This is a genomic window from Sinomonas terrae, assembly GCF_022539255.1.
GTDB lineage: Bacteria > Actinomycetota > Actinomycetes > Actinomycetales > Micrococcaceae > Sinomonas > Sinomonas terrae.
This window is the reverse complement of the sequence record NZ_JAKZBV010000001.1, coordinates 3,695,805-3,721,385: the sequence shown is the minus strand read 5'-3', so window position 1 is coordinate 3,721,385 and position 25,581 is coordinate 3,695,805. Positions and strand designations below refer to the sequence as shown.

At 68.8% G+C, this 25,581-nt stretch carries 21 protein-coding genes and 3 pseudogenes; 17 read left to right on the top strand and 7 right to left on the bottom strand.

Features of this window, described 5'->3' with window-relative positions:
- Positions 1-40 precede the first annotated feature (40 nt).
- Complete coding sequence (locus L0M17_RS17165) at positions 41-838, bottom strand: creatininase (RefSeq protein ID WP_241055630.1); 798 nt, start codon at positions 836-838, stop codon at positions 41-43.
- Positions 835-2,328: a purine-cytosine permease family protein gene (locus L0M17_RS17160; RefSeq protein WP_241055629.1), complete on the bottom strand. Its 1,494-nt coding sequence runs from the start codon at positions 2,326-2,328 to the stop codon at positions 835-837. The genes L0M17_RS17165 and L0M17_RS17160 overlap by 4 nt, the downstream gene beginning before the upstream one ends.
- Positions 2,329-2,474: 146 nt before the next feature.
- On the opposite strand from L0M17_RS17160, the gene L0M17_RS17155 reads away from it, so the two are divergent.
- The 4 genes from L0M17_RS17155 (at position 2,475) to L0M17_RS17140 (ending at position 6,885) form a co-directional block, all read left to right on the top strand.
- Positions 2,475-3,971 carry a PucR family transcriptional regulator gene (locus tag L0M17_RS17155; protein WP_241055628.1) on the top strand — a complete coding sequence of 499 codons (1,497 nt, stop codon included), beginning with the start codon at positions 2,475-2,477 and terminating at the stop codon, positions 3,969-3,971.
- A gap of 24 nt (positions 3,972-3,995) precedes the next feature.
- Positions 3,996-4,454 (top strand): DUF2087 domain-containing protein, encoded by a 459-nt coding sequence (locus L0M17_RS17150; RefSeq protein ID WP_241055626.1) that lies wholly within the window; start codon positions 3,996-3,998, stop codon positions 4,452-4,454.
- Between the two features lie 61 nt (positions 4,455-4,515).
- Positions 4,516-5,502, top strand: a complete 987-nt coding sequence (locus tag L0M17_RS17145) for a helix-turn-helix transcriptional regulator (RefSeq protein WP_241055625.1) — start codon at positions 4,516-4,518, stop codon at positions 5,500-5,502.
- A gap of 669 nt (positions 5,503-6,171) precedes the next feature.
- Positions 6,172-6,885, top strand: coding sequence for a DUF222 domain-containing protein (locus L0M17_RS17140; RefSeq protein WP_241055623.1), 714 nt, complete (start codon positions 6,172-6,174; stop codon positions 6,883-6,885).
- A 9-nt stretch (positions 6,886-6,894) separates the two neighbouring features.
- Here L0M17_RS17140 and L0M17_RS17135 read toward each other — a convergent pair.
- Positions 6,895-8,249 (bottom strand): annotated as a pseudogene (locus L0M17_RS17135) (IS256 family transposase).
- An 80-nt stretch (positions 8,250-8,329) separates the two neighbouring features.
- On the opposite strand from L0M17_RS17135, the gene L0M17_RS17130 reads away from it, so the two are divergent.
- Complete coding sequence (locus L0M17_RS17130; protein WP_308196920.1) at positions 8,330-9,481, top strand: HNH endonuclease signature motif containing protein; 1,152 nt, start codon at positions 8,330-8,332, stop codon at positions 9,479-9,481.
- A 22-nt stretch (positions 9,482-9,503) separates the two neighbouring features.
- Here the strand turns inward: L0M17_RS17130 and L0M17_RS17125 are convergent, their stop codons facing one another.
- Positions 9,504-10,178: a GntR family transcriptional regulator gene (locus L0M17_RS17125; RefSeq protein ID WP_241056487.1), complete on the bottom strand. Its 675-nt coding sequence runs from the start codon at positions 10,176-10,178 to the stop codon at positions 9,504-9,506.
- 136 nt (positions 10,179-10,314) lie between these two features.
- Here L0M17_RS17125 and glyA point away from each other — a divergent pair, with 136 nt between their 5' ends.
- The 11 genes and pseudogenes from glyA to L0M17_RS17070 all read left to right on the top strand — a co-directional run bounded on the left by glyA (position 10,315) and on the right by L0M17_RS17070 (position 20,627).
- On the top strand, positions 10,315-11,640 hold the full coding sequence (gene glyA, locus L0M17_RS17120; RefSeq protein WP_241055621.1) for a serine hydroxymethyltransferase: 1,326 nt from the start codon (positions 10,315-10,317) through the stop codon (positions 11,638-11,640).
- Positions 11,640-12,857, top strand: coding sequence for a sarcosine oxidase subunit beta family protein (locus L0M17_RS17115; RefSeq protein WP_241055619.1), 1,218 nt, complete (start codon positions 11,640-11,642; stop codon positions 12,855-12,857). Before glyA ends, L0M17_RS17115 begins: the two co-directional genes overlap by 1 nt.
- A 43-nt stretch (positions 12,858-12,900) precedes the next feature.
- Entirely contained in the window at positions 12,901-13,191 is a 291-nt protein-coding gene (locus tag L0M17_RS17110) for a sarcosine oxidase subunit delta (RefSeq protein WP_241055618.1), read from the top strand.
- A complete protein-coding gene (locus L0M17_RS17105) occupies positions 13,188-16,106 on the top strand; it encodes a sarcosine oxidase subunit alpha family protein (protein WP_241055616.1) in 2,919 nt (972 codons plus the stop codon). The genes L0M17_RS17110 and L0M17_RS17105 overlap by 4 nt, the downstream gene beginning before the upstream one ends.
- Positions 16,099-16,740, top strand: a complete 642-nt coding sequence (locus tag L0M17_RS17100) for a sarcosine oxidase subunit gamma (protein ID WP_241055614.1) — start codon at positions 16,099-16,101, stop codon at positions 16,738-16,740. The genes L0M17_RS17105 and L0M17_RS17100 overlap by 8 nt, the downstream gene beginning before the upstream one ends.
- A complete protein-coding gene (gene purU / locus L0M17_RS17095) occupies positions 16,727-17,566 on the top strand; it encodes a formyltetrahydrofolate deformylase (RefSeq protein WP_241055612.1) in 840 nt (279 codons plus the stop codon). Before L0M17_RS17100 ends, purU begins: the two co-directional genes overlap by 14 nt.
- Before the next feature lie 16 nt (positions 17,567-17,582).
- Positions 17,583-18,959: an L-serine ammonia-lyase gene (locus L0M17_RS17090; protein ID WP_241055611.1), complete on the top strand. Its 1,377-nt coding sequence runs from the start codon at positions 17,583-17,585 to the stop codon at positions 18,957-18,959.
- A gap of 13 nt (positions 18,960-18,972) precedes the next feature.
- Entirely contained in the window at positions 18,973-19,197 is a 225-nt protein-coding gene (locus tag L0M17_RS17085; protein ID WP_241055609.1) for a hypothetical protein, read from the top strand.
- Positions 19,198-19,278: 81 nt separating this feature from the next.
- Positions 19,279-19,395: pseudogene (locus L0M17_RS17080) on the top strand (6-phospho-3-hexuloisomerase); the annotation flags it as partial.
- A gap of 2 nt (positions 19,396-19,397) precedes the next feature.
- Positions 19,398-19,577 (top strand): annotated as a pseudogene (locus tag L0M17_RS17075) (orotidine 5'-phosphate decarboxylase / HUMPS family protein); the annotation flags it as partial.
- A gap of 153 nt (positions 19,578-19,730) precedes the next feature.
- Positions 19,731-20,627: a serine/threonine-protein kinase gene (locus L0M17_RS17070; protein WP_241055607.1), complete on the top strand. Its 897-nt coding sequence runs from the start codon at positions 19,731-19,733 to the stop codon at positions 20,625-20,627.
- A gap of 34 nt (positions 20,628-20,661) precedes the next feature.
- Here L0M17_RS17070 and L0M17_RS17065 read toward each other — a convergent pair whose 3' ends face one another.
- Positions 20,662-21,339 carry an HAD family hydrolase gene (locus L0M17_RS17065; protein WP_241055606.1) on the bottom strand — a complete coding sequence of 226 codons (678 nt, stop codon included), beginning with the start codon at positions 21,337-21,339 and terminating at the stop codon, positions 20,662-20,664.
- A gap of 73 nt (positions 21,340-21,412) precedes the next feature.
- Here L0M17_RS17065 and L0M17_RS17060 point away from each other — a divergent pair, with 73 nt between their 5' ends.
- A complete protein-coding gene (locus L0M17_RS17060) occupies positions 21,413-21,802 on the top strand; it encodes a hypothetical protein (protein WP_241055604.1) in 390 nt (129 codons plus the stop codon).
- Positions 21,803-21,850: 48 nt separating this feature from the next.
- Here the strand turns inward: L0M17_RS17060 and L0M17_RS17055 are convergent, their stop codons facing one another.
- Together L0M17_RS17055 and L0M17_RS17050 are read right to left on the bottom strand one after the other, a co-directional pair.
- Complete coding sequence (locus L0M17_RS17055) at positions 21,851-23,674, bottom strand: HNH endonuclease (protein WP_241055602.1); 1,824 nt, start codon at positions 23,672-23,674, stop codon at positions 21,851-21,853.
- Positions 23,675-23,756: 82 nt separating this feature from the next.
- Positions 23,757-25,556 (bottom strand): MFS transporter, encoded by a 1,800-nt coding sequence (locus tag L0M17_RS17050; RefSeq protein ID WP_241055601.1) that lies wholly within the window; start codon positions 25,554-25,556, stop codon positions 23,757-23,759.
- Between the last annotated feature and the right edge of the window lie 25 nt (positions 25,557-25,581).

Genomic DNA, 25,581 nt, shown 5'->3' with positions numbered 1-25,581 from the left:
CAACGCTGTTGCATCAGAATACGAGTGTGCTAGATCACGGTCAAGGGTTTGTCTCCGTGGATGCAACGAGGTTGCGTTGAAACGCACCGTCCACCGCCTCGGTGAGCGCCGTCGTCGTCCGCTCAAGCAGCAGGCGACCCGCCCCCGCGGAGCCTCTCGCCGCCGAGGAGAGGCAGCCCGAGGCGGGGGTGAGTTCGGGGCGGACCGGCAGGAGGTCGTAGCGGGGCAGCTCCGCGGGCGGGAAGTCCATGACCCGTCCGAGGTCCACGAGTTCTGGATGGAGGTGGAGCATGAGCGACGTCTCGAGGACCCCTCCGTGCTCCACATCCCAGCCGGGGAAGCTCCCCGCGTAGACCTCTTCGAGGGTCGCGTCGTCCACGAAGTCCCAGTAGGAGAGGAGCATGGCCTCGAGATCACTGCCCCGCGCTGCGAGCTCCCTGGTCGCGAGCTCGGCCCCCTCGTACAGGAACTGGTAGTTCTCGAAGTGGCCATTGAGGAAGATGACCCCTTCGGCTCCGTGCCGCGCGAACTCGTGCGTGAGAGTGCGGGCAATGGCGATCATCGTCGTCGCGTCGAGGCTCGTCGTGCCGCCGAGGTGGTTGCCGCCCCCCGAACGCTGCTGGGACTTGTAGCCGTACACGACGGGCGCGGCGACGAGGGCTCCGACCGCCTGCGCGAGCCGGCCGCTCACAGCGCGGGCGAGCAGGACGTCAGTCGTGAGGGGGAGGTGCGGGCCGTGCTGCTCGACCGACCCGACCGGCACGATCACGAGCCGGTTCCCGGTCGCGAGGCGCTCGCGGTAGGTGAAGGCGTCGAGGTCTTCCATGAACACGCTCATGACGCCCCCTGTGCCGAAGGTGCAGGGGGAGCCGACGAGACGGCCATGAGTGGGACGTCGTGTGCGATCCGCGACCGGAATTGGGCATACCCGAGGGCGAAGTAGACCGCCGCGGACGTCACGGTGCCGGCGAGCCACGAGAGGTCGACGCCGCCCATGGCGGTGGCGATCGGCCCCTGGAAGATCGGGAGCGTCCCGTACATGAACAACCACGTCATGACGAGCCCCGCGCCGAACGCGATGAGCGCGGACGCGTTGACCGCCTTGAGGCGAGTGTCCCGCGGGTTCAGGAACAGGTAGCTGTAGTCGGTGTGCCTGCGTTCGAAGATGAAGTAGTGAACGGCCATGATGCCACCCCACGTCGCAACCCAGGCCACGATCGTTCCGAGCCAATTGTCGAGCAGCGTTGCGAAGTCCTGGGCGAAGAGGAAGAGGACGACGGCGGCCATCGACAGGCAGCCGACGAGGATCGAGAGCTTCTTCCGGGAGATCCGGATGTCGAGGGCCTGGGTCGCGACGCCGAACGTGTACAGGTTGATGATGTTCGTTGCGACCGGGCCGTGGATGACGAGCAGAATGACCGGGACGGCGAGGGCGCCGAAGCTCTTGACCACGAGTTCGCCGGGATCGGCCGTACCGTTCATCGTCGCGAGGCTCGCTCCGAGGAGGCCGAGCCACACGACAGGCAGGAACTGGCCGAGGACCGAGGTGAGGTAGAGCTTCGACTTGGGGATGCTCTTCGAGACGAATCGGGAGTAGTCCGGGGCGTACGTGAACCAGCCGATGCCCCACCCGATGCCGATCACGGTCATGATTCCCGACATTGCGGCGAACCGCGCATCTCCGGTGAGGATGTGGCCGGGCTGCCCCTGGTAGCCCCAGTCGATGTGGAGCTGGGTCCAGGCGATGACGGACATCGCGACGAGGACGAGGAGCGTCGGCGGCATCGTGATGCGCTCGAACTTCGCGATCGCACCGTAGCCGCGATAGCAGATCGCGACTTGGACGCTCATGATGATCGCGGCCACGACGATCCGCCACGCGAGATTCTGCTGGTTCGGGTCGACCCAGCCGAGCTGGCCGAAGAGCGCCATGACGAGATCGAGGATGACCCACGTGTTGACGGCGGACCAGCCGACGGCCACGATCGCCTGGATGACAGCGGGGAGGTAGGCTCCGCGGCGACCGAACGCTCCTCGGGCGAGGATCATGCCGGTCGCGCCGGTCTTCTGGCCGAGGAGGACGAAGAATCCGAATCCGAGCATGCCAATCACGTTGCCGATGACGAGGACCGTCATGGTGTCGGCGAGCCCAAGGCCGAGTTGGATGCCGAGGGCTCCGAGGATCCAGTTGATGGGGGCCACGTTGGCGCCCGCCCAGATCCAAAACTGCCCCGACACCTTCGTCGTGCGGGCGGACTCGGGAATGGGTTGCAGTGTGTCTTCGACGCTGTGCGTCGCGCTCTCGGAGCGCTGGGGTTCGAGGCTCATGAAGGAGTGCCACTTTCTGGGGAATCAAGCGGGGGAGGGCCGGCCTGCGATCCAGCCTAGATGTGGTGACGGCCACACCCTAGACTCGTTCCGTCACTCCTTCTTCATCATTCGGGTGACGGAACGTCACTTCTCACGGAGGCAACGTGTCCATCCCGCTCGACGAGATCCTCACAGGCGAGGCGCTGCGCTTCGGCGATCCCGCCGTCGTCGGCGGCGCCTCGGTCGTCCCCGGCCGGCGGGTGCGCTGGGTCCACTCGAGCGAGGTCGTCCAGATCGCTCCGCTGCTGCGAGGCGGCGAGCTCCTCCTCACGGGCGGGCAGGCCTTCCTCGGGCTCCGGCCCGGCGCCCAGCTCGAGTACGTGCGGAGCCTCGCCGAGCGCAGCGTCGCGGGCGTCGCCGTCGAGACTCTCGCCGGTCGCCGGCTGTCCGACGACGTGCTCGCCGCCGCGGACGAGCTCGGCCTGCCGCTCATCGAGCTGCGCCGCGTGGTGCCATTCGTCGAGGTCGCGGAGGCCGTCAACCGCAGGATCGTCTCCCGGCAAGTCGAAGCGCTCCAGGCCGCGGACGCGCTCTCCCAGCGGCTCACGGAGAGGATGGCGGTTTCCGGCTCGTCGCTGGGGCCGCTCCTCGCGCTCGCCGCCGAGGCGCTCGGGGCGGCGGTCGTCGTCGTCGACGACTCCGGCGCTGTTCTGGAGGCCGCGGGTCACGCGGACGAGAGCGTCGTCGCGAGCGTCCCGCTCGGCGTGGGCGGAGTGGACGTTGCGAGGCTTGAGTTCCGCGGCGGCGCGGGCGCGGATGCCTCCCTGATCGAGACGGTCGCGCCCCGCGTCCGCGGCATCGTGGCCCTTGCGCTCGCCCAGCATCATCGTCCGAGCCTCGCGCGCATGGCCGACGACGCGCTCCTGCGCATGGTGCTCGCAGGTGGGGGCGGCGACCAGCTCCTGGAACTCGCAGAGGCGAGCGGGCTCGGGCTCGAGACGCCCGTGGCCGCAGCCATCTTCCGGTCGTCGTCGAGCGCACCGCCGTCCGCCGCCGTCGAGCGCGCGCTCCGGGGCATGCGCGCACGGGCGCGCCTCCAGGCGGACGGTGATACCGCCGTCGCCCTCCTCACCTTCGATCCCGGCCGAGAGGCGACTGAGCGGGGTGAGCTCGTGGCCGCGCTCCGCGACGCGCTTGCCCGCACGGGGACGGTCGGGGCGCTCGGCCCGACCACACCGAACATCCGGGGTGCGTCCGCGTCGCTCGTCGAGGCGCGCACGACGCTCCGCCTCGGACGCGCCTCCAAGTGGGACTACGCGGTTTACGACAGTGCGGACTTCGTCGTCGAACGCTTCGCCGAGCGCGAGCTCTCCCGTCAGGCGGCCCAGGCCTTCGTGCAGGAGACCCTCGGCCCGCTGATCGAGCTCGAGCAGAAGAGGGGCGGCGAGCTCGTCCGCACCTTGGATGTCTGGATCACCGCGGGCTGCAATACCGCCGACGCCGCGCGCACGCTCTTCCTCGAACGTCAGAGCCTGCACAAGCGGCTCGCCCGCATCTTCGGCGCCCTCGGCGGCGACCCGCGCGGCACCGGCCGCCTCGGCGCACTCGCATTCGCGGTCAAGCTCGCGCGGGGGAATGCTCAGCTGCGGGACGGCAACTGATGCGGCGGTAGTTGAATGGATTCCATGCAGCCTCAGCTCATCCAATTCCTGGCCGCTCTGGCGAACGGGCGGTCGCGGGCGCGCTTCGCCGAGATTGTCGGGGGAGGGGACGACGGCGTCGCGGCGGACGAGCGTCAGGACCGCCTTCTGAGCGGGGCGGGCGTGCTCAAGGAGCTTCCCGACGGGCGGGTAGCGGTCGACGACGGCGCCCTCCGCGCGCTGCTCGACGGCGCCCGCGCGGCGTTGCCGGAAAAGCCCAGGGGCAAGCTGGAGCAGCTCCCGCGCCAGCACCGGCTGCGACTCGAAGTGCTCCGTGGTCTCGGCACGGAACTCTTGGGCGCGGACGAGGAAGTCTCGGAGGTCGAGTTCAATGCCAGACTCGCGGACCGGGTCGACGACGTTCCCGGGGTGCGCCGCGCTCTTGTCGACGAGGGCGTAGTGGACCGCAAGCGCGACGGCAGCAGGTATTGGCGCGCTTCCTAGGAATGCGAGTCCTACCCTTGTGCGTGGAACGCCACGCCTCGGTGGGGCCAGAATGGAACCCATGGGTCAAAGCGCTGAGTTCGGTCGGTTCCTCAAAGCGATGCGGTCACGGCTCACGCCGGAGCAGGTCGGGATCGCTGCGACTGCGGGCGGACGGCGCGTGCCCGGGCTCCGCCGCGAGGAGATCGCGCTGCTGGCCGACGTGAGCACGGATTACTACACGCGGCTCGAACAAGGGCGCAACATTCACCCGTCGCGGGCCGTGCTCGACTCCGTCGCCCGTGCCCTCCGTCTGGATGCGGCCGAACGAGCCCACATGATGGATCTCCTCGAGCATTGCGCCAACTCGCAGCGCTCCCCGCTGGCCGCCCAAGGCGTCCGCCCGGCGCTTCGCCAGCTCCTGGACGCCGTCGGCACTGTTCCCGCCCTCATTTTGGGGCGCCGAACCGATGTCCTCGGGGGAAACCGGCTCGCGTTCCTTCTGCTCGCTGATTTCCCGAGCATGCCAGTGCACGAACGCAACCTCACCCGCTGGATCATCCTGGACCCGCGGGCCCGTGAACTGTTCTCCGACTGGGCAGCGGTCGCGGCCGAGGCCACCGGCGCCCTGCGTGTCGACATCGGCCGTCACCCGAGCGATCTTCAGGCTAATCAGCTTGTCGGCGAGCTTGCCGTGCAGAGCGAGCACTTCCGTCAATGGTGGGCGGGGCACCGCGTTGTGACGGAGCACGCCGGCACGATTCGGATGCGGCATCCAATCGTCGGTGACCTGGAACTCAACTTCGAGGATCTCGCGCCGCGCGACGACCCCGACCAAACCCTGCGGCTGTTCTCCGCGAAGCCGGGGTCGCCGTCGGCCGATTCGCTCTCGATGCTCGGCAGCTATGGCGCAGAGGAACGCCTCGGTGCTGAAGCACCTCTCGGCGCTGCAAAAGCTCTCGGCGGCGCGAAATCTTTCAGTGTGCCTCCGTCATCGACCACGGATCCGGCTCAAGTGACCACGCGAGGCGATGAAGGGCATTCGCCAGCCCGCCGCGGGCTTTCCTGAGCCTCTTGCCCCGGTCGGCCCGGCCGTCGTCGATGATGGGTGCGTTCGGTAGCGCGCTGCGGACTTCTGAGTTGTCGAAGCCGACGAGTGCGATGGCCATGAGGGCCGTCTGTTCCATGTTCCTCTTCTTGCTCTCACTGGTGCCGGCGCTGCACGCACGGCATGCCGGGCCCCTTCAAAGGAGGCGGCGGGTGTGCGCCGGCGCGACTTGCTGCACGCTCGGCCTGGGGTGCTTGGGGTGCTTGGGGCAGCGGTGAGTCGAGTCGTACTCGTCGGGCGACGTCTGGATTCGGCTCCTGATTCGGCTCTCGGTCCGGCCGCCCCGGTGCGGTACGCACCTAACGTTACTCGAAGTTGACTCTCAGCTCGTTCCATCAGGGGCGCCCTCCGCTTCCTAGGAGTGCTAGGCCTAGGTTGACGGGCTCTGACGTGAGAGCTCAGGAGAGCAGACCGTATGTTCTGGGATTCCGTACGCCTAGTTCGCCGAAGCTGCTTTGGCTGATGCGGCCCACCAACGCCCAGGCCCTCGGCCGTTCCTCGGGCTCCGGTTTCGCCCCGCTTGTTTTGCCGGTCTGATTTTGCCGGTCTTATTTTGTCGGGGTCCTTCCGTAGGCTCGGATCAGAGGATCGGGGAACGGAATTCTCCGACAAATGAGGGGGTGATGGGGGATGAGCGCAGAACAGCACGCGGTGGGCCAGAACTTGCCGGACTTCTCGCCGGAGTTCTGCCCGGACTTCTGGTCAGGGGGCTGGACCGAGGCCGGAGGCTGGGCGGGCCCCCTCCCTGAGACTGTTCCTTCCGAGGCCGTTCCCTCCGGGGCGGTGCAGTCTGTTGCGGTGGGTCCGTCCGGGGCCGGTGACGCGATGGGGCTCTCGGAAGAGAAGGGGTTCCCGGAGGATGTGCCGGGTGGGGGCTGGGCTCAGCTGGTGGTGCTGGATGAGCCGTCCTCCTCGCCGCTGCACGGCTCGGTGGGCCTGCCCGCGGCGGCGTCGCTTTCCGCCGCGGAGGCCCTGGCGGTGGTGGAGTGCGCGGAGCGGGTGATCGGCTGGGCGAGTGCGGCGAAGCTGGAGGCCCTGGCCCGGCTCGGGGCCGCCCTGGCCGAGGAGCCGGGCCCGCGCAGGGACTGCCAGCCGGTGCGCCTGAACGGGGCCGAGGCCCACGCCCTGGCGGTCGCCGAGGCCGCCGCGGCGACCGCGGTGTCCGAGGCGGCCGCGGCCCGGCTGCTGAACGAGGCCGCCGACCTCGCCTCCCACGCCCCGGAGGTGCTCGAGGCCCTCACGGCCGGGCGGGTCTCGCACCAGCACGCCCGGGTGATCCTGGACCAGGCCCGGACCCTGCCTCCCGGGGCCGCGGCCGGGGAGCTTGTCAAGTCTTCTGTGTAAGGGGCGGGGTCATAGGTAGGGGTTGATGCGGTCGGGGTAGGCGAGGGCGAGCTGGGCGAGGGCCTGCTTCCAGTTGGTGGTGACCTGGCCTTCGACGAGGCGTCCGTCGGCGTGGCGCTTGTCGGAGGGGACGTTCTGGTCGCGTTCGCGCTGGCGGTCGCGGGCGCGCTTGTCCTCGATGTTGCAGATGGCGAGCCAGAGGAGCTTGACGACGGCGTCGTCGTTGGGGAAGTGGCCGCGGTTCTTGATGATCTTGCGCAGCTGATAGTTCAGGGACTCGATGGAGTTGGTGGTGTAGATGACGCGGCGCAGCATGGGCGGGAAGGCCAGGAACGGGGTGAAGCGCTCCCAGGCGTCGGCGAAGACGCGGACGGTGTTGGGGTTCCTCTTGCCGAGCTCGCTCGCGGCGAAGGCGTCCAGGGCGGCTCTGGCGGTGGGGGCGTCGGGGGCCTGGTAGACGGTCTTCAGGGCGGCGGCGACGGCCTTGCGGTGGCCGTAGTTCACGAAGCGCATGGCGGCGCGGATCAGGTGCACGACGCAGGTCTGGACCATCGAGCCCGGCCAGGTGGCCTCGATCGCCTCGGGCAGGCCGGTGAGGCCGTCGCAGCAGACGACCAGGACGTCGGCGACGCCGCGGTTGGCCAGCTCGGCGCAGACCCCGGCCCAGAACTTGGCGCCCTCGGCGGCCTGGACCCAGATCCCGAGTACGTGCTTGATGCCCTCCAGGTCCACGCCGACGGCGATGCGGCCTTGTTGCGCACGTGGGCCCCGTCGCGGACCTTGACGACCAGGGCGTCCAGGTAGACCACCGGGTAGAAGGCCTCCAGGGGGCGCCGCTGCCAGGCCAGGACCTCCTCGAGGATCTCGTCGGTGATCTTGGAGATGGTCTCGTGCGAGAGCTCGGTGCCGATGGTGGAGGCGAGATGGTGCTGGATGTCCCGGATCGTCATCCCGCCGGCGTAGAGGGAGATGATCATCTCGTCCAGGCCCCCGAGACGCCGGGATCCCTTCGGGACCAGGCGCGGGGCGAAGGTCCCGTCCCGGTCGCGCGGCACCTCCAGGCCCACATCCCCGACCTCGGTGGCGACCGTCTTCGGGCTCGTGCCGTTGCGCGAGTTCGGGAACGACGCTGCCTCCGGGTCGCCCTTCTCGTAGCCCAGATGGGAGCTCATCTCCGCCTGCAGGCCGCGCTCGAGGGCCGCCTTGAGAAGCCCGGGCAGCAGGCCCCCGTCGCCGGTGAGCTGGACCTCGCCCGAGTCGATCCTGGCGAAGAGAGCGTCCAGGGCCCCGGAGGCCTCCAGGTCCGCGGCGACCTCGGCCGTCGAGCGGCGCCGGCCCTGCTCCTCGTCCTCTGTCATGGTCATGATCCTGATCCCTTCAGATCCGGCCGTCACCCCTTACACAGAAGATCTGACACCTCCCGGCCGGGTTCGCCCGGCAGGGCCTGGAGAGGGCGCTGACCCGGACCGGGCGGCGGCGGACCCCGGCGGAGCTGCGCACGGCCCTGCGCCGGCTGCGGGAGCGGGAGCACCCCGAGAGCCTCCAGGCCCGGAAGAAGGCAGCGGCCCGGGACCGCGGGGTCTGGTTCGCCCCCGAGCCCGACGGGATGTGCACCCTGACCGCGTTCCTGCCCGCCGAGGCCGGCCTGGCCCTCTACAACGGCCTCGACACCGACGCCCGCACCGCCCGCAGCACCCTCACCGCCACAGGTTCCGTGAGCACGGCCAGTGCCGGTGCCGACGCCGGCGCCGGCGCCGATGCCGGGCTGCTGTCGGGGGCCTTCCGGCTGGCGGAGGAGGAGCGGACCCTGTCCCAGCTGCGCGCCGATGCCCTCCTCGCCCGCCTCCTGGGCGTGCCGGACCCGGCCTTCTCCGGCCCGTTCCGGCCCCACGTTACGGTGACGATACCGGTCCGTAGCGTCCTCGAAGCCGTGCAACTTCCCGTCCCTGAGGCCCCTGTTCCCAGAAGCTGTATTCCCAGCGGCTCCGCTCCCAGCTCGTCCGCTTCCAGCAGCAGCGCGTCTGTTCCCAGCAACCCTGCTCCTACGACTTCTGCTCCCACCACCTCTGCTCCGGGCCAAGCCGGTGCCGTCGGCGACGGCCCCGGCGCCGAGTTCCCGGAGCTGGAGGGGTACGGGCCGATCGACCCCGCCACTGCCCGCCGCTTGGCCGCGCTCGCACCCAACTGGAACACGCTTTACACCGATTGGGATACGGGAACTGCTCTGGGCGTCGGGCGCACCTCCTACCGCCCGCCTCGGGCGCTACGTCGATACCTCGCGTACCGGGACCGAACCTGTCTCTTCCCCGGATGCATAAAGCATGCTGACAACTGCGAACCCGACCACACGGTCGAATGGCAGGATGGCGGAAGAACAGATCCCGATAACCTCGCGATGCTGTGTCGAAAACACCACGCGCTAAAGTCCATCGACGCGTGGACCTACCGGCGACAGCCCGACGGCACCCTTCGCTGGCGGTCCCCCCTCGGGCGAATTCACGTGACCGAACCTGAGCGTGGCGCAATCGAGCATGGCGCAATCGCCGTGGCTGAAACTTCGAATCGGCAGCGAGGCGACGAGCAACCACCCTTCTAGCTGCCTTCTGCAGGCCTTTGAGCTAGAGCGCCGTCCGAATCGTCTTTTCGAATCCCGTGACGTGCTCGAGGGCGAGCTGTCCAGCCTTCTCGGCGTCGCCGTCGGCAATCGCCCGCAGCAGGTCGGCGTGCTCGCTCACGTGGCCGGCGACGGAGGGGACGCGGTCGAGCACGAGGCACCAGATGCGCGTCGCGAGGTTGTCGTAACGGATCAGCACATCCTCGAGGTGTGCGTTCGCTGCGGCCCGGTAGATGAGCCGGTGCACGGAGAGGTCGAGCCGCATGAGTCTGGTCTGGTCCAGTTCGGTCTGGTCCACGTTGCTGATCTCGTCGGCCTTCGCCCGGATTTCCGTCCGGAGCGCGGGGCCCGCGTTCTCGGCCGCGCGGCGCGCGGCGAGCGGCTCGAGGAGTTCACGGATTTCCGAGATCGCGGCGAGTTCGGTGATGTCCACAATGGTGGCGAAAGTGCCCCGCCGAGGATACGAGACCACGAGGTGATCCGTCTCGAGCCGTTTGAGCGCTTCGCGGACCGGTGTCCGCCCCACCCCTAGCTCGGTAGCGAGCTGCCCATCGTTGATGGGCTCCCCGGGCCGGATCTCGAGCATGATGAGGCGGTCCTTCAGGAGCTGGTAGGCGTGCTCGGCGAGCGAGAGCGTCCCTCCGGGCTCGCCCGTGATCAGTGTTCCCTGCGCCGTCATCCCCAGAGGTCCCTTCTTCCGCAGCAGATGGTTGACATCGCTGTTCAATCTCAATCATACTCGTGCTCAGGCTTTGATATATCAGTCTCATACTAGTTCGATCCAAGGTCTTCACGACACAGCAGAGGAGGACACAATGGTGAATGTCCTGACTACTCCACTCGCCGAAGCGGACCCCGAGGTTGCGGCCGCCATCGACGAGGAGCTCAAGCGACAGCAGGGCACTCTGGAGATGATCGCGTCGGAGAACTTCGCTCCGACCGCCGTCATGGAAGCCCAGGGTTCAGTCCTGACGAACAAGTACGCCGAGGGCTATCCCGGCAAGCGCTACTACGGGGGCTGCGAGAACGTCGACGTGATCGAGCAGCTCGCGATCGACCGCGCGAAGGCGCTCTTCGGCGCTGAGTTCGCCAACGTCCAGCCCCACTCGGGCGCCCAGGCCAATGCTGCCGCGATGTTCGCCCTGCTCGAGCCGGGCGATACCATCCTCGGCCTCTCGCTCGCCCACGGCGGCCACCTCACGCACGGGATGAAGATCAACTTCTCGGGCAGGCTCTACAAGGTAGTGCCTTATGAGGTAAGCCGGAAGGACTTCCTCATCGATATGGCAGAGGTCGAGCGGCTCGCCCTCGAGCACAAGCCCAAGCTCATCGTCGCTGGCTGGTCCGCCTACTCGCGTCAGCTCGACTTCGCCGAATTCCGCCGTATCGCGGACCTCGTGGGCGCGTATCTCATGGTGGATATGGCACACTTCGCGGGCTTGGTTGCAGCGGGCCTGCACCCGAACCCGGTCCCGCACGCAGACATCGTGACGACGACGACGCACAAGACTCTGGGCGGACCGCGCGGCGGGGTGATCCTCACCAACCGGGCGGATATCGCGAAGAAGGTCAATTCTTCAGTCTTCCCGGGCCAGCAGGGCGGTCCGCTTGAGCATGTGATCGCGGCGAAGGCGGTCGCGTTCAAGTTCGCAGCCGAGCCCGCCTTCCGCGACCGGCAGGAGCGCACGCTCCAGGGAGCGCGCATCATCGCCGAGCGCCTCCTCGAGGACGACGTCGCTGCCTCCGGCGTCTCCGTCGTCAACGGCGGCACCGATGTCCACTTGGTCCTTGTCGACCTCCGGAACTCCGAGCTCGACGGCCAGCAGGGCGAGGACCGCCTGCACCGGATCGGGATCACGGTGAACCGCAACGCTGTCCCGTTCGATCCTCGGCCGCCGATGGTCTCCTCCGGGCTGCGCGTCGGGACGCCGGCCCTGGCGACACGAGGGTTCGGCGAGACCGAGTTCCGGGAGGTCGCGGACATCATTGCCACTGCCCTCAAGGCCGGCTTCAACGACGAGGTCGCCGAGGACTTGCGCGCCCGGGTGGCGGTCCTTGCCGACAAGCACCCCCTCTACGCGAACCTCACCCCGATCCTGACCGACTCGAACCCCGAGCTGACGTTGAACGGAGCCAAGTGATGGCGGATCTCCTGCCTGAACACCCAGACTTCCTCTGGCGCAATCCCGACCCCAAGGCGTCCTACGACGCCGTCATCGTCGGCGGCGGCGGCCATGGGCTGGCGACCGCGTACTACCTCGCGAAGAACCACGGCATGACCAACATCGCTGTGCTCGAGCGCGGTTGGCTCGCGGGAGGGAACATGGCCCGCAACACGACGATCATCCGCTCGAACTATCTGTGGGACGAGTCGGCCGCGATCTACGAGCATTCGCTCAAGCTCTGGGAGGAGCTCCCCGAGGAGCTCGAGTACGACTTCCTGTTCAGCCAGCGCGGCGTCCTCAACCTCGCGCACACGCTCCAGGACGTGCGCGAGTCGGTCCGCCGCGTGAGCGCGAACAAGCTCAACGGGGTCGACGCCGAGTGGCTCGACGTGGATCAGGTCAAGGAAGTCTGCCCGATCCTCAACACGAGCGACAAGATCCGCTACCCAGTCCTGGGCGGCACGTTCCAGCCGCGCGCTGGGATTGCCAAGCACGATCACGTCGCCTGGGCGTTCGCGCGCAAGGCCGACGAGCTCGGCGTGGACCTCATTCAGAACTGTGAGGTCACGGGCTTCGTCAAGGACGGCAACCGCGTTGTCGCCGTCCAGACGAACCACGGCACGATCAACACGGGGAAGGTCGCCCTCTGCGCGGCTGGACACTCGAGCGTCCTCGCCAAGATGGCCGGCTTCGACCTTCCGATCCAGTCCCACCCGCTCCAGGCGCTCGTCTCCGAGCTCCACGAGATCGTGCACCCGACCGTCGTGATGTCGAACCACGTCCACGTGTACGTCTCGCAGGCCCACAAGGGCGAGCTCGTGATGGGCGCGGGCATCGACTCGTACAACGGCTATGGCCAGCGGGGCGCGTTCCACGTCATCGAGGAGCAGATGGCCGCCGCGGTCGAGCTCTTCCCGATCTTCGCCCGGGCGCACCTGCTGCGCACCTGGGGCGGCATCGTCGACGTCACACTCGATGCCTCCCCGATCGTGAGCAAGAGCCCGGTCGAGAACATGTACGTGAACTGTGGCTGGGGCACGGGCGGCTTCAAGGGCACCCCGGGCGCGGGCTGGACGATGGCGCACACGGTCGCCACGGGCGACCCGCACCCCCTGAACGCCCCGTTCTCCCTTGACCGCTTCGTCACGGGTGCCCTCATCGACGAGCACGGCGCGGCCGCCGTCGCCCACTGAGCCTCTACGCCCACTGAGCCTCTAGACACAGAAGGAGCCAGCGATGCTGCTCATCAGCTGCCCGAATTGCGGGCCTCGCGACGAGACCGAGTTCCACTACGGCGGTCAGGCCCACATCGCCTACCCGGAGGACCCGAACGCCCTCACCGACGAGGAGTGGGGCCGGTACCTCTTCTACCGCGAGAACCCGAAGGGCCTCTTTGCCGAGCGCTGGGTCCACTCCGGCGGCTGCCGGAAGTGGTTCAACGCAGTCCGCGACACCGCTACGTACCGAATCGCCGCGGTCTACAGCATGGGCGAGACCCAGCCGAGCATCAGTGGAGGAGCCAAATGAGCCGCCAACCGTTCCGCCTCCGCCAGGGCGGCCGCGTCGACCGCTCGACGGAACTCGAGTTCACCGTCGACGGCCGCACTTACACCGGCCACCCGGGAGACACGCTCGCGTCCGCGCTGCTGGCCGCCGGGGTGATCGGGACGGCCCCGTCCCTCTACCTGAACCGGCCCCGCGGCATCGTGGCCGCGGGCGTCGAGGAGCCTAATGCGCTCGTGAAGGTGCGCCGTCCGGGCCACTCCACCACGGAATCGATGCTTCCGGCCACGACGGTCGAGCTCGTCGACGGGATCGAGGCCCAGTACCTCTCGGGTCTGGGCCAGCTCGACCCGCAAGAGGACACATCGGTCTACGACAAGAAGTACGTCCACACTGACGTCCTCGTCGTCGGCGGCGGCCCGGCCGGCCTCGCCGCGGCCCGCGAGGCCACTGCAACCGGCGCCAGGGTCATCCTCATCGATGACCAGCCGGAGCTGGGCGGGTCGCTGCTCGCGGAGCCCAAGGCGTCAGTCGACGGCGCTTCCGCCGCGGATTGGATCGCGCGGGTCCGTGCCGAGCTCGACGGCGCCGAGGAGGCAACCGTCCTGACTCGCACCAACGCGTTCGGCAGCTACGACTCGAACTACGTCATCGCTCTCGAGAACCGCACCGATCACCTTGGCACAAAGGCTCAGGCCCCCGAGTTCGAGGGCGTCTCCCGTCAGCGGCTGTGGCACATCCGTGCTCAGCAGGTCGTCCTCGCGACCGGCGCCCACGAGCGCCCGATCGTGTTCCGCAACAACGACCGCCCCGGCGTCATGCTCGCCTCGGCGGTACGCACCTACCTGAACCGCTACGGCGTCGCGGCCGGCTCGCGCGTCGTCGTCTCGACGACGAACGACAGCGTGTACCCGCTCGTCGCCGAACTCGCCCGGGCAGGTCTCCAGATCGCGGCGGTCGCGGACGCCCGCCCAGAGCTCTCCGCCGCCGCCGAGGCAGCGCACGCGGCCGGCGTCGTCGTCCTGCCGGGTGCCACCGTCGTCGATACTGCGGGAACCCCGCGCGTCGCCAGCGCGACGATCCGCGCGATCGACCCGGAGGGCACGCCCACTGGGCCCCAGCAGGACATCGCGTGCGACCTCGTCGCGGTCTCAGGCGGGTGGAGCCCCGTGGTCCACCTGCACAGCCAGCGCCAGGGCAAGGTCCGCTGGGACGACGACCTCGCGGCGTTCGTGCCGTCGGGTGCGGTCGAGGGCCAGCAGGTCGTCGGCTCGGCACGCGGCAGCTTCGCGCTCGAGGACTGCCTCGTCGAGGGCACGAACGCGGGCGCCGTCGCGGCCTTCAACGCGGGCTTCGTCAATGAGGGCGGCGCGCACGCGATCGCCGTCGCAGGCACGGCCCGGCACGTGACCGGCACGACCCGCCCGCTGTGGGTGGTCCGCGCAGAGGACGGGAGCCTCGACGGCCTCGACGAGCACTTCGTTGACCTCCAGCGCGACCAGACCGTCAAGGACGTCCTCCGCGCGACCGGCGCAGGTATGCGCAGCGTCGAGCACGTGAAGCGCTACACCTCGATCAGCACCGCGAACGACCAGGGCAAGACCTCCGGCGTCAACGCGATCGGCGTCATCGCCGCCGCGCTGAACAACGGCGCGACCCCCGGCGAGATCGGCACGACGACGTACCGCGCCCCGTACGCGCCCGTCGCCTTCGCGGCCCTCGCCGGCCGCGAGCGCGGTGAGCTCTTCGACCCGGCGCGCCTCACGTCGATCCACCCGTGGCACGTGGAGCACGGCGCCGAGTTCGAGATCGTCGGGCAGTGGCTGCGTCCGTGGTACTACCCGGAGGCGGGCGAATCGATGGACGACGCCGTGCTCCGCGAGTGTGCGGCGGTCCGCACCTCGGTGGGCATGATGGACGCGACGACCCTTGGCAAGATCGAGGTCTGGGGCACGGATGCGGGCGAGTTCCTCAACCGCATCTACACGAACGCCTTCAAGAAGCTCAAGCCCGGTTCGGCACGCTACGGCGTCATGTGCACGCCCGACGGGATGATCTTCGACGACGGCGTGACCCTCCGCGTCGAGGAGAACCGCTACTTCATGACGACGACGACGGGCGGCGCCGCGCGCGTGCTCGATTGGCTCGAGGAGTGGCACCAGACGGAGTGGCCGGGGCTCGACGTGAACTTCACGTCGGTCACGGAGCAGTGGACGACTGTCGCCGTCGTCGGCCCCAAGTCCCGCGCGGTCATCGCCAAGGTGGCCCCGGAGCTCGACGTCGACAACGAGGCGTTCCCGTTCATGACATTCCGCGAGACGACCCTCGCCTCGGGCATCCCGGCCCGCGTCTGCCGCATCTCGTTCTCCGGCGAGCTGGCCTTCGAGGTCAACGTCTCCGGCTGGTATGGCCAGAAGGTCTGGGAGGACATCTTCGCGGCCGGTGAGGAGTTCGGCATTACCCCCTACGGCACCGAGACCATGCACGTGCTCCGCGCCGAGAAGGGCTATCCCATCGTCGGCCAGGACACCGACGGTACCGTCACGCCGCAGGACGCCGGGATGGAATGGATCGTCTCGAAGGCGAAGGACTTCATCGGCAAGCGCTCCTACTCCCGTGCGGACAGCGCGCGCGCCGACCGCAAGCACCTCGTCTCGCTCCTGCCCGTCGACCCGACGTTCCGGCTCCCCGAGGGCACGCAGCTCGTCGAGTCGGGGATCAGTGTGAACCCGGCCTACGGCCCCGTGCCGATGCTCGGCCACGTGACGTCGAGCTACCACTCGGCAGCGCTCGGCCGCTCGTTCGCGCTCGCGCTCATCAAGAACGGCCGGAACCGCATCGGCCAGACCCTCGTCGCCCCCGTGGGCAACCAGCTCGTCGACGTCATCGTCGGCGACACCGTCCTCTACGACCCGGAAGGGAAGCGCCGCGATGGCTGAGCAGACCCTGATCGCCCCCCACCACCAGTTCGGCACCGCCGATCTCCGGCGCAGCCCAGCTGCCCACCTCGCCGCCCAGTTCGCGGCGGCCGAGGTGACCGGGCTGCACAGCCTCGCGCTGCGCGAGGCGCCGTTCCGCACGATGGTCGGCCTCCGCGTCGTCCCCGGCACGGACGCTGCGCGTCGCGTCGAGGAACGTCTCGGCGCGCCGCTGCCTGCTCGCTGCGGCGAGGTCGCCGTCGGCGCGGGCAGCTCGGTCCTGTGGCTGGGTCCGGACGAGTTCCTCGTCGTCTCCCCTCTCGGCAGCACTGTCGACCCCGCCGAGGCGACCGCCCGCCTCGTCGAGGCTATCGGTGGGCAGCCGGGCTCCGCCGTCGACCTCTCCGCCAACCGCACGACATTCGAGCTGACCGGAAAGGCGGCCCGCGACGTCCTCGAGAAGGGCTGCGCGCTCGACCTGCACCCGCGCGCGTTTGCCGTCGGCTCGGCGTACGTGACGCAGCTCGGCCCGGTCCCGATCCTGCTCTGGAGGACCGGGAACGAGACGTGGGAGATCTTCCCGCGGGCCTCGTTCGCGGACTACCTCGGCCGCTGGCTCCTCGACGCGATGCGTGAATTCCATGGCACCCGCTGAGTACGTCCTCACACTCGACTGCCCGGAGCGGCCCGGGATCGTCTACGCGGTCTCGGGCTTCCTGGCCCAGCACGGCTGCAACATCCTCGACATCAAGCAGTACGGGGACAGGCGGGGCGGGCACTTCTACATGCGCGTCCACTTCGAGGCGCCGGGGCCGCTCGAGTCCGAGTTCGGTCCGATCGCCCAGGAGTTCGGGATGACGTGGCAGCTCCGCCCGGCGGGGGAGAAGACCCGGGTGCTGCTCATGGTGTCGAAGTTCGGGCACTGCCTCAACGACCTGCTGTTCCGGGCCCGCATCGGCGAGCTGCCTGTGGACATCGTGGCGGTCGTGTCCAACCACGAGGACCACCGCGGCCTCGTGGAGTGGCACGGCATCCCGTACCACCACATCCCGGTCACGGCCGAATCCAAGCCCGAGGCCGAGGCCAAGCTCCTTGCCCTCGTGGACAGCTACGCCGTGGAACTCGTGGTGCTAGCGCGCTACATGCAGGTGCTCAGCGACGCTCTCGCGACCCGCATGACCGGTCGCGTGATCAACATCCACCACTCGTTCCTGCCCTCGTTCAAGGGAGCGAAGCCGTACCACCAAGCGTGGGAGCGCGGGGTCAAGACCGTGGGCGCTACAGCCCACTACGTCAACGCCGAGCTCGACGAGGGCCCGATCATCGCCCAGCAGGTCATCGAGGTCGATCACACGCACTCGCCCGAGGACCTCGTCGCCGTCGGCCGAGACGCGGAGTGCAAGGCGCTCAGCAACGCGGTGCGCTGGCACTGCGAGGGGCGGGTCATCCTGAACGGCAATCGCACGGTGGTGCTCCGATGAGGGAAGGAGGCCGGCAATGGCACTGAGCGCACTCGACATGTTCTCCGTCGGAATCGGCCCCTCCTCGTCGCACACGGTCGGGCCGATGCGCGCGGCTGTGCTGTTCACGGACGGTCTGCGCGCCGACGGGGTGCTTGGCGCCGTCGAACGCGTCCAGGCCGAGCTCTTCGGCTCGCTCGGGGCGACCGGCCACGGGCACGGCTCGGACAAGGCCGTGATCCTGGGCCTCCAGGGCGAGCGGCCCGAGACGGTCGACACGGACACCGCGGACGCCCGCGTCGCCGAGGCCGGGACGGAGGGCAAGCTCCTGCTCGCCGGGGAGCGCTACATCGCCTTCTCGCGGGCGGACGACGTCGTCATGCATCGGCGTCGCTCGCTCCCGGCTCACCCGAACGGGATGGTCTTCAGGGCGTACGACGGCGCGGGGCAGCTTCTGCGGGAGGCGACGTTCTACTCGGTCGGCGGAGGGTTCGTCGTCGACGAGGACGCGATCGGTGCCGATCGGATCGTCGAGGACTCGACCCCGCTGGCGTACCCCTTCACGACCGGAGTGCAGCTCCTTGAGCACTGCCGCCGCGAGGGCAAGCGGGTCAGCGACATCATGCTCGCGAACGAGCTCGCGTGGCGCACGGAGACCGAGCTCCGGGCCGAGCTCCTGCACATCTGGGCCGTCATGAAGGAGTGTGTGCACAACGGCTGTACGCGCACCGAGAAGCTCCTTCCCGGAGGGCTCAAGGTGCCCCGGCGCGCGCCGAAGCTCCTCGCGGACCTCGAGGCCGCCAACGACCAGACCGACCCCATACGCGCAATGGATTGGGTCAACCTGTTCGCCCTCGCCGTGAACGAGGAGAACGCCTCGGGCGGCCGGATAGTGACCGCGCCGACCAACGGCGCGGCCGGGATCGTCCCCGCCGTCCTGCACTACTACACGACGTTCGTTCCCGGGGCCGACGACGACGGCGTCGTGCGCTTCCTGCTCACGGCGGCGGCCGTGGGGATCCTGTTCAAGGAGAACGCCTCGATCTCCGGTGCGGAAGTCGGATGCCAGGGGGAGGTCGGCTCGGCGTGCGCGATGGCGGCGGGCGGGCTGTGCGAGGTGCTCGGTGGGACGCCGGAGCAGGTCGAGAACGCGGCCGAGATCGGCATCGAGCACAATCTAGGGCTGACGTGCGATCCGGTGGGCGGCCTCGTGCAGATTCCCTGCATCGAGCGGAACGCCGTCGCGAGCAACAAGGCCATCAACGCCGCGCGGATCGCGCTGCGCGGCGACGGCAGCCACAAGGTCTCGCTTGACAAGGCCATCAAGACGATGCGCGAGACGGGGGCGGACATGAAGGTCAAGTACAAGGAGACATCGCGCGGCGGCCTCGCCGTGAACGTCATCGAGTGCTGAGGGGGAGTTCTGCATGTGGCAGACAATCGTGGTCAAGACGCGGACGGGGCGTGGCCGGCGTGACGACTGGTCGCAGCTGGTCGGTCGCACTGTCGAGGTGTGGTTCCGGGGCGAGCAGGTCGCGACGGGCGTCGTCGACCTTGCCGCCGCGGACGACACGGTGCTCTGGCTCGCCGCCCAAGGGATCCAGCGCCGGAAGCTCTACGACAAGCTCGCGGGCTACGAGGTGTGGGCGTAGTGGCCCGCAGGACACCCCGGTCTTCGGACCGGGGTGTCCTTTTTTGTCTTAGGTCGCGGGGCTGGTCCGGCGCGGCCTCATGTCTTCCTGATCGGCGCAGGACGCAGCGGCTTGGTCCTGCGGATGGCGGCCATGCGCCTCATGCACCTCGGACTTGAGGTGCATGTCGTCGGGGACACGACAACCCCGGCAATGTCGCTATGGATGTCCTGACCGTCGATGAGGCCCTCACCCTGGCCGGCAAGGTTGCCGAGCACGTGGACATCATCGAGCTGGGTACCCCGCTAGTGAAGAACGCGGGGCTCTCCGCTGTTACGGCCATCAAGGAGGCACATCCAGACAAGGTCGTCTTCGCCGATCTGAAGACAATGGACGCGGGCTCAGCGTCCTCCTGACCGAGAAGCCATCCTCTAGTTCCTGCTGCTGCCCCTCGCTCAGTTTTGCCCTGCTCGCCGCGGGTATTGATGCGAGTGACGCCTGACTACCGCGTGTGGCTGTCTGGCCGTCCGCTGTGGCGACGAAAGCGGGTAAAGGTGGCAGATCACGTGCGCGGTGCCGGTTCTCTCGGTATGGACTCGCTTGGCGGGAGGTATCGGCTTCTTGAGAAGATCGGCGCGGGCTCGATGGCGGTTGTCCATCGAGCCTTCGACGAGTTCCTCGAGCGCGAGGTGGCCGTCAAGCTCATCGATTCGACCGCCGTGGACGAGGCCGAGCTGCGACGCAGCGACGCCGAGGTCAAGCTCCTCGCGCGGCTCAGCCACCCCGGGCTCGTGACGCTGCTCGACGCGGGAACCGAGTGGGGGGCCGAGGGCACGTCGCGCATCTTCCTTGTCATGGAGCTCGTCACCGGCCCCGACCTGCGGGCGCGGCTCAAGGAGGGGCCACTCCCGCCCGCGCGTGTGGCCGAGATCGGTCACGACCTCGCGGAGGCGCTCGGCTACATCCACGGCAAGGGAGTGGTGCACCGAGACATCAAGCCAGCCAACATTCTGCTGCTCGACGAGGCCGTCAACGGGACGAGGGCGCACGCGAAGCTCACTGACTTCGGCATCGCCCTCATGACTGAGTCTGTTCTCACGCTCGAAGACGCCGTGTCGGGAACGCCCGCCTACCTGAGCCCGGAGCAGGTCCGTGGGGACACGGCCAGCCCCGCGAGCGACGTCTACTCGCTCGGGCTCGTCCTCCTGCAGTGCCTTACCGGCGAGTTGGCCTTCCCTGGCGCGCCGCTTGAGAGCGCAGTGCGCCGGCTCACGCAAAACCCGCCGATTCCCGAGAGTGTCGACCCGCTCTGGCGGGATCTCGTCGTCGGAATGACCGCCCTCGAGCCAGCCCAGCGGCTTACTGCCGTTGAGGCTGCTGCCTCTCTCTACCGGCTGGCCGCGCTGGGCGCGGTAAGCGATCTCGCGCCATTGAGTGTTCAGCCGTCCTAGGCACTTAGGCTCGAGGCAGTTAGGCTCGAGGCGCCTAGGCCCCAACGCGACCGAGAGCGCTCGTCGAGAAGGCCTCGAGGACCTTGTCCGGGCCCGCGTACACCTCCGCGGCTCCCGCTTCCCGCAGTTCGCCCTCGCTCGTTCCGCCGCACGTGACGGCGATGGTGGGAATGCCGAGCTTCGACGCCGCATACACGTCCCAGACGGCGTCGCCGACGAAGACGACGTCCTCGGCCCGGAGGCCTCCCGCTTCGAGGGCCGCGACGAGGATGTCTGGCGCTGGCTTGCTCTCCTCGGCATCCGAGGAGCTGGTCGCCGCGGTGATGGCGTCGTCGGCGTCGAGCGCTCTCCGCAGCACACGGAGCTCTCGCTCGCGTGCCGAGGACGCGAGCACGACGGCGAGTCCGGCCTCGGCGCACTTCCGCAGCAGGTCGCGGGCGCCGTCGAACGCTACGAGTGAAGGCCAATAGGTGCCGAAAACGGCGCCATGGGTCGCTTTGAGTTCGGCATCCTCGCTCTTGTCGCGGCCGTCGCCCAGAAGGTGGGCCACGAGCTTGTCGCCGCCCATGCCGACGGCGCGGTGGATCGCGGACATCGGGACCTTGTGCTCAAACTGACGGAAGGCCTCCCACCATGCAAGGGCGTGGAAATAGCTTGAGTCGATGAGCGTTCCGTCGACGTCGAAGAGCACTCCGCGCGCACGTGCGTCCATCCGTTCCGCCTTCCGTCGTCGGGGTAATGCTCCAGTGCCCGAACCTCAGCAACTCAAACGCAAGGAGGATGCCATGGCAGACAAGGACCAAGACGGCGGTGTGCGCAAGGGGAGTGAAAGCTCGGATTCGCTCAAGTACTCGCAGGAGATCAAGTCTCCGGAAGACAAGCCCGAACGCGAGGGGCGCAGCCTCGTCACCACGAACCACGACGTCATCCGTCAGTGGGCCGAGGCGCGCGACGGCGCTCCCGCAACCGTGGAGGGGACCGAACACGGCGACCACTTCGGGGTCCTGCGCATCGACTTCGGCGCGAAGAACGACAAGCTGCGGCACATCGACTGGGACGAGTGGTTCGCGACGTTCGACGAGCGCGGCCTGAACTTCATCTACCAGGAGCAGCGCAGCGACGGCAGCCAGTCGAACTTCTTCCAGCTGGAGAACCCCAATCGGGAAGACGCCTAGCTGTAGTCGGCTCGGATGGAACCCCGCGGGGATGGCTAGCTAACGCGGCTAACCGGCGCTGCGTTCCTCCGGCATGCCATCTCTCCGGTGCGGCGTCCCGTTGCAGGCCCTGGTTTCTGAGCCTGGGAGCTTCCTCGGCGGCGAGAAGTATTCGTGACCGGTGGGGGTGAGGGTGAGGATGTCTCCTCGCGTCCCCGCAGGCCCGATTCCGCCCGCGGTGTCGGTTCCGTCGGGGCTGTCGGTTCCGTCCGGGGTGTCGGTTCCGACGACGGCGAGTTCCCAGCCGGGGGATTCCTTGGCGTGGTTGCACGCCTCGCAGAGCCCTTGGCCGTTCTCCACGCTCGTCTCCCCGCCCGACGCGACGGGGGTGACGTGGTCGATGTGCCTGATTGGTGCCTCGCAGTACGGGGTGCGGCAGGTCTGATCGCGGATCTCGATGAATTCTGCCAACGCCCTCGGGAAGCGGCGCAGCCTGGAGTCCATCGCGGCGAGCTCGCCGGTACTGGGATCGAGGTAGAGGCGGCGCAGCCACGCTCCCGCCAGGGCGGCAGCCCCGGGAGACGGGACGGCGGCACTGCCGGGAGGTCCGGCGGCCATCAAATCGCCGGGCCCGCCTCTGGCTGTGCCGGGGCTGCTGCCTGCGGGCCTGCCTTTGGTGCGGCGTGTGGGTCGGTTGTCCAGCCCGCTTGCGGCGGATCCCGTTGCAGCGCCAACGATCATGGCCCTCGCATGGGCGGCGGGGACCGTCCCGTAGCCCTGGAGCAGGGCCGGTTCGCGGCCGCCTGCGAACAGCGAGGAGTCCGTCATGATGAGGCCCACGCGGAGGGGCACGGCGTCCGCGTGGGCCTGACCGGTCACCCGCTCCACCAAGGTGTCCGCGGCGACCTGCCCGCGGGTCCGCGCGTCCCCGGCGGCCCTGGCCGCCGCGCCTGCCGCGCCCAGGGCCCCTGCGACGGAGGCGGCTTGGGCGACGGGGAGGATCGCGGTGAGCTGGGCCATCGCGTCGGGCAGCCGCCTGACTGTGACCCTGCGACCTTCCTCGGCCTTGCGCACCCGTGCCAAGGCCGCCGAGTCGTCGATAGCGTCGACCGCCGCGCGCACGGCGTCCTGGACGCCCCGGTCGCCTAGGCCTTCAAGGCGTTGCGGATGCCCGCACAGGTCCTCGTCCACGACGGCTCGGGCCGCCGGGGAAAGGACCTCGACCCCTTCCGCCATGAAGATCGCCCGCTCCTCGGTCAGCTGGCCACAGGCCAGAGCTCGCAGCGTGCACGGCAGGTCGGTCACCAGCCGCTTCGAGGCGGCCAGCAGCCTCGCCCCGCGGGCTGGGGAAACCTTCCGAGCCAAAGCGATCTGGGCTGAGGCCGAGCGTTCCCTCGAGCGGGCGGCGGCGCGGCCAGTCCTGGACTCGAGGGCGGCGGCGCGCGGGTCCATCCCTGCCTCGCACAGGGCGGCGAACGCCGCTTGAGTCCGTGCCTGCTCCGCCGCCGCGGCGGCCTTAAGCCGCTCGAGTGCGTCCAGCCGGTCGATCAGCTCTGGCCCGGCGAGATGACCTGACCCGGCGAGATGACCTGGGCCGCCGAGATGACCTTGACCGCCACCGAGGTCTCCTGGGCCGGGGCAGAGCGCCAGACGCGCCACGAAGGAGGCGATCTCTTCGGTCGAAGGCCCGGCTGCCCGACTCAGTAGCCCCTCGAGGGCCTCGCGCCACCCACTACCGGGAGAACCGGACTCCCCGGCGTCATGCGCTGTCCGGTCTTTGAGCCCGACCTCGGGTACAAGCCCGTCCTGCCCGCCGAGGCGTTCCTCATCTCCGAGGCAGTCTCCCGGGGCGAGTCGGCTCCCCGGATCGAATCGGTCCCCCATCCCAATCATGAAACCATCGTATCGAAAATAAGTTCGAAAAACAAACAGCCAATCAAATAAAGATTCGAACGAGGAAGAAGTCGGTCGATGCTCAGATCTCGTCGGGCACGAGCACGACCTCTGGCCGCCCCGCTTCAGAGGGCGGCATTCCCGAGAAGGCTGCCCTCAGGCTCGGTTCAAGGTGCTTCACGACCGTGCCTCGCGCCGAGTCTCGGAGCACAATGGCGCGTGCGCCCACTTCCGCGGCGTGACGAGCCAGGATGTCCGCCGCCGCGGCGCGGTCACCCACGCTGTGCAGCACCAGACCACGGCTCGCCAGCCCATCTGGCGCGCCGTCTCCAAGGCGGTCGAGGTGAGCTGCAACAGCGGCCCGGGCTTCGTCCTCGCTTTCAGGGCTGATGGCGAGCTCTTCGAGAACCTCGGTCTCCCGGACGTGAACTATCTCGAGCGGCGCCTGCTGGGCGCGGGCGAGGGCTGCCGCGCGATCGACGACGGCGGCCGCGGCTGCATTTGCGCTGACGGCGGCAACGACTGGTCCCGAGAGCGGTGGTCCGGAGAGCGGTGATCCGGAGACTGCTGACCCAGAGGGCGTAAGGCCAGCAGACGCGGGGCCAAGCGGCTCGAGCGTGGGCTGGGCGATCCCGGGCCGGGCGATCCCGGGCGGGGCTATCCCGGGCTGTACAGCCTTCGGCTCGACCACCTCTGGCTCCGCCTCGCGCTCGGCGGCGGCGACGAGTCGGTGGCCGGCGGCGAGCACAGGGATGGCAAGGAGGAACGCGAGGGCCCCGACGAGGAACGCGACGCTCTGGTTCGAGGCCTCGGCGATCTTGCCCGCGGCGAACGGGGCGAGGCCGCTCCCGATGAATCGGACGAAGCCGTATGCCGACGAGGCGACCGAGCGGTCGATGGGGGCAACGAGCATGACGGCTTGGGTCGTGAGGGTGTTGTTGATGCCGATGAACGCCCCACTCATGATGACGGCGACGATGACGACGGCCGGCGTCGTGACGCCGAACGCTATGACGGCCATGACGATGCCGAGGCACAGCATGTTCACGTAGAGCACGGGCGCGGTGCCGAAGCGCCGCTGCAGCCGCGGCGCGAAGACCACCGCGAACAGGGCCACGAGAACGCCCCAGCCGGTGAAGACGAGTCCGAGCTCATGGGCGTCGAGCTTCATGGGGTACGGCGCGTAGCCGAGCATCGTGAAGAAGCCCCAGTTGTATAGCAGCGCCATGATGCCCATGATCAGGAGGCCCCGGTGGCGCAGCGCGAGCAGCGGGGCAGCGAGCGAGGTCTTCTTCGCGGGCTTGGGCTGCTTCGGCACGAACAGGAGCGTCGCGACGAGTGCGATGCCCATGAGTACCGCAACACCGTAGAAGGGCCCGCGCCAGCTGATGCTGCCGAGCTCGCCTCCCAGCAGGGGCCCGACGGCGATGCCGATGCCGAGCGCTGTCTCGTAGAGGATGATGGCGCCTGAGAAGCCGCCCTTCGCCGAAGCCACGATGACGGCGAGGCTCGTCGCGATGAACAGCGCATTGCCCAAGCCCCAGCCAGCCCGGAATCCGACAATCCCGCCGATCGAACCGGAGGTGCCGGCTAGGGCTGCGAACACGACGATGAGGAACAGCCCCAGGATGAGCGTCAGCTTGGAGCCGATGCGGCTTGAGACCCAGCCGACGACGAGCATCGCGACCGCGGTCACGACGAGATAGCTCGTGAACAGCAGGGAGACGTCGCTCGGCGTGGCGTGCAGGCTAGAGGCCAGCGCGGGCAGGATCGGGTCGACGAGGCCAATCCCCATGAAGGAGATGACACAGGCGAAGGCGACCGCCCATACCGCCCCCGGCTGTTTGAACGGATTGGTCTTCGTGCCGTGCGAGGCGCTCATCGCTTCGCTGTTCCTCTCGGTGAGT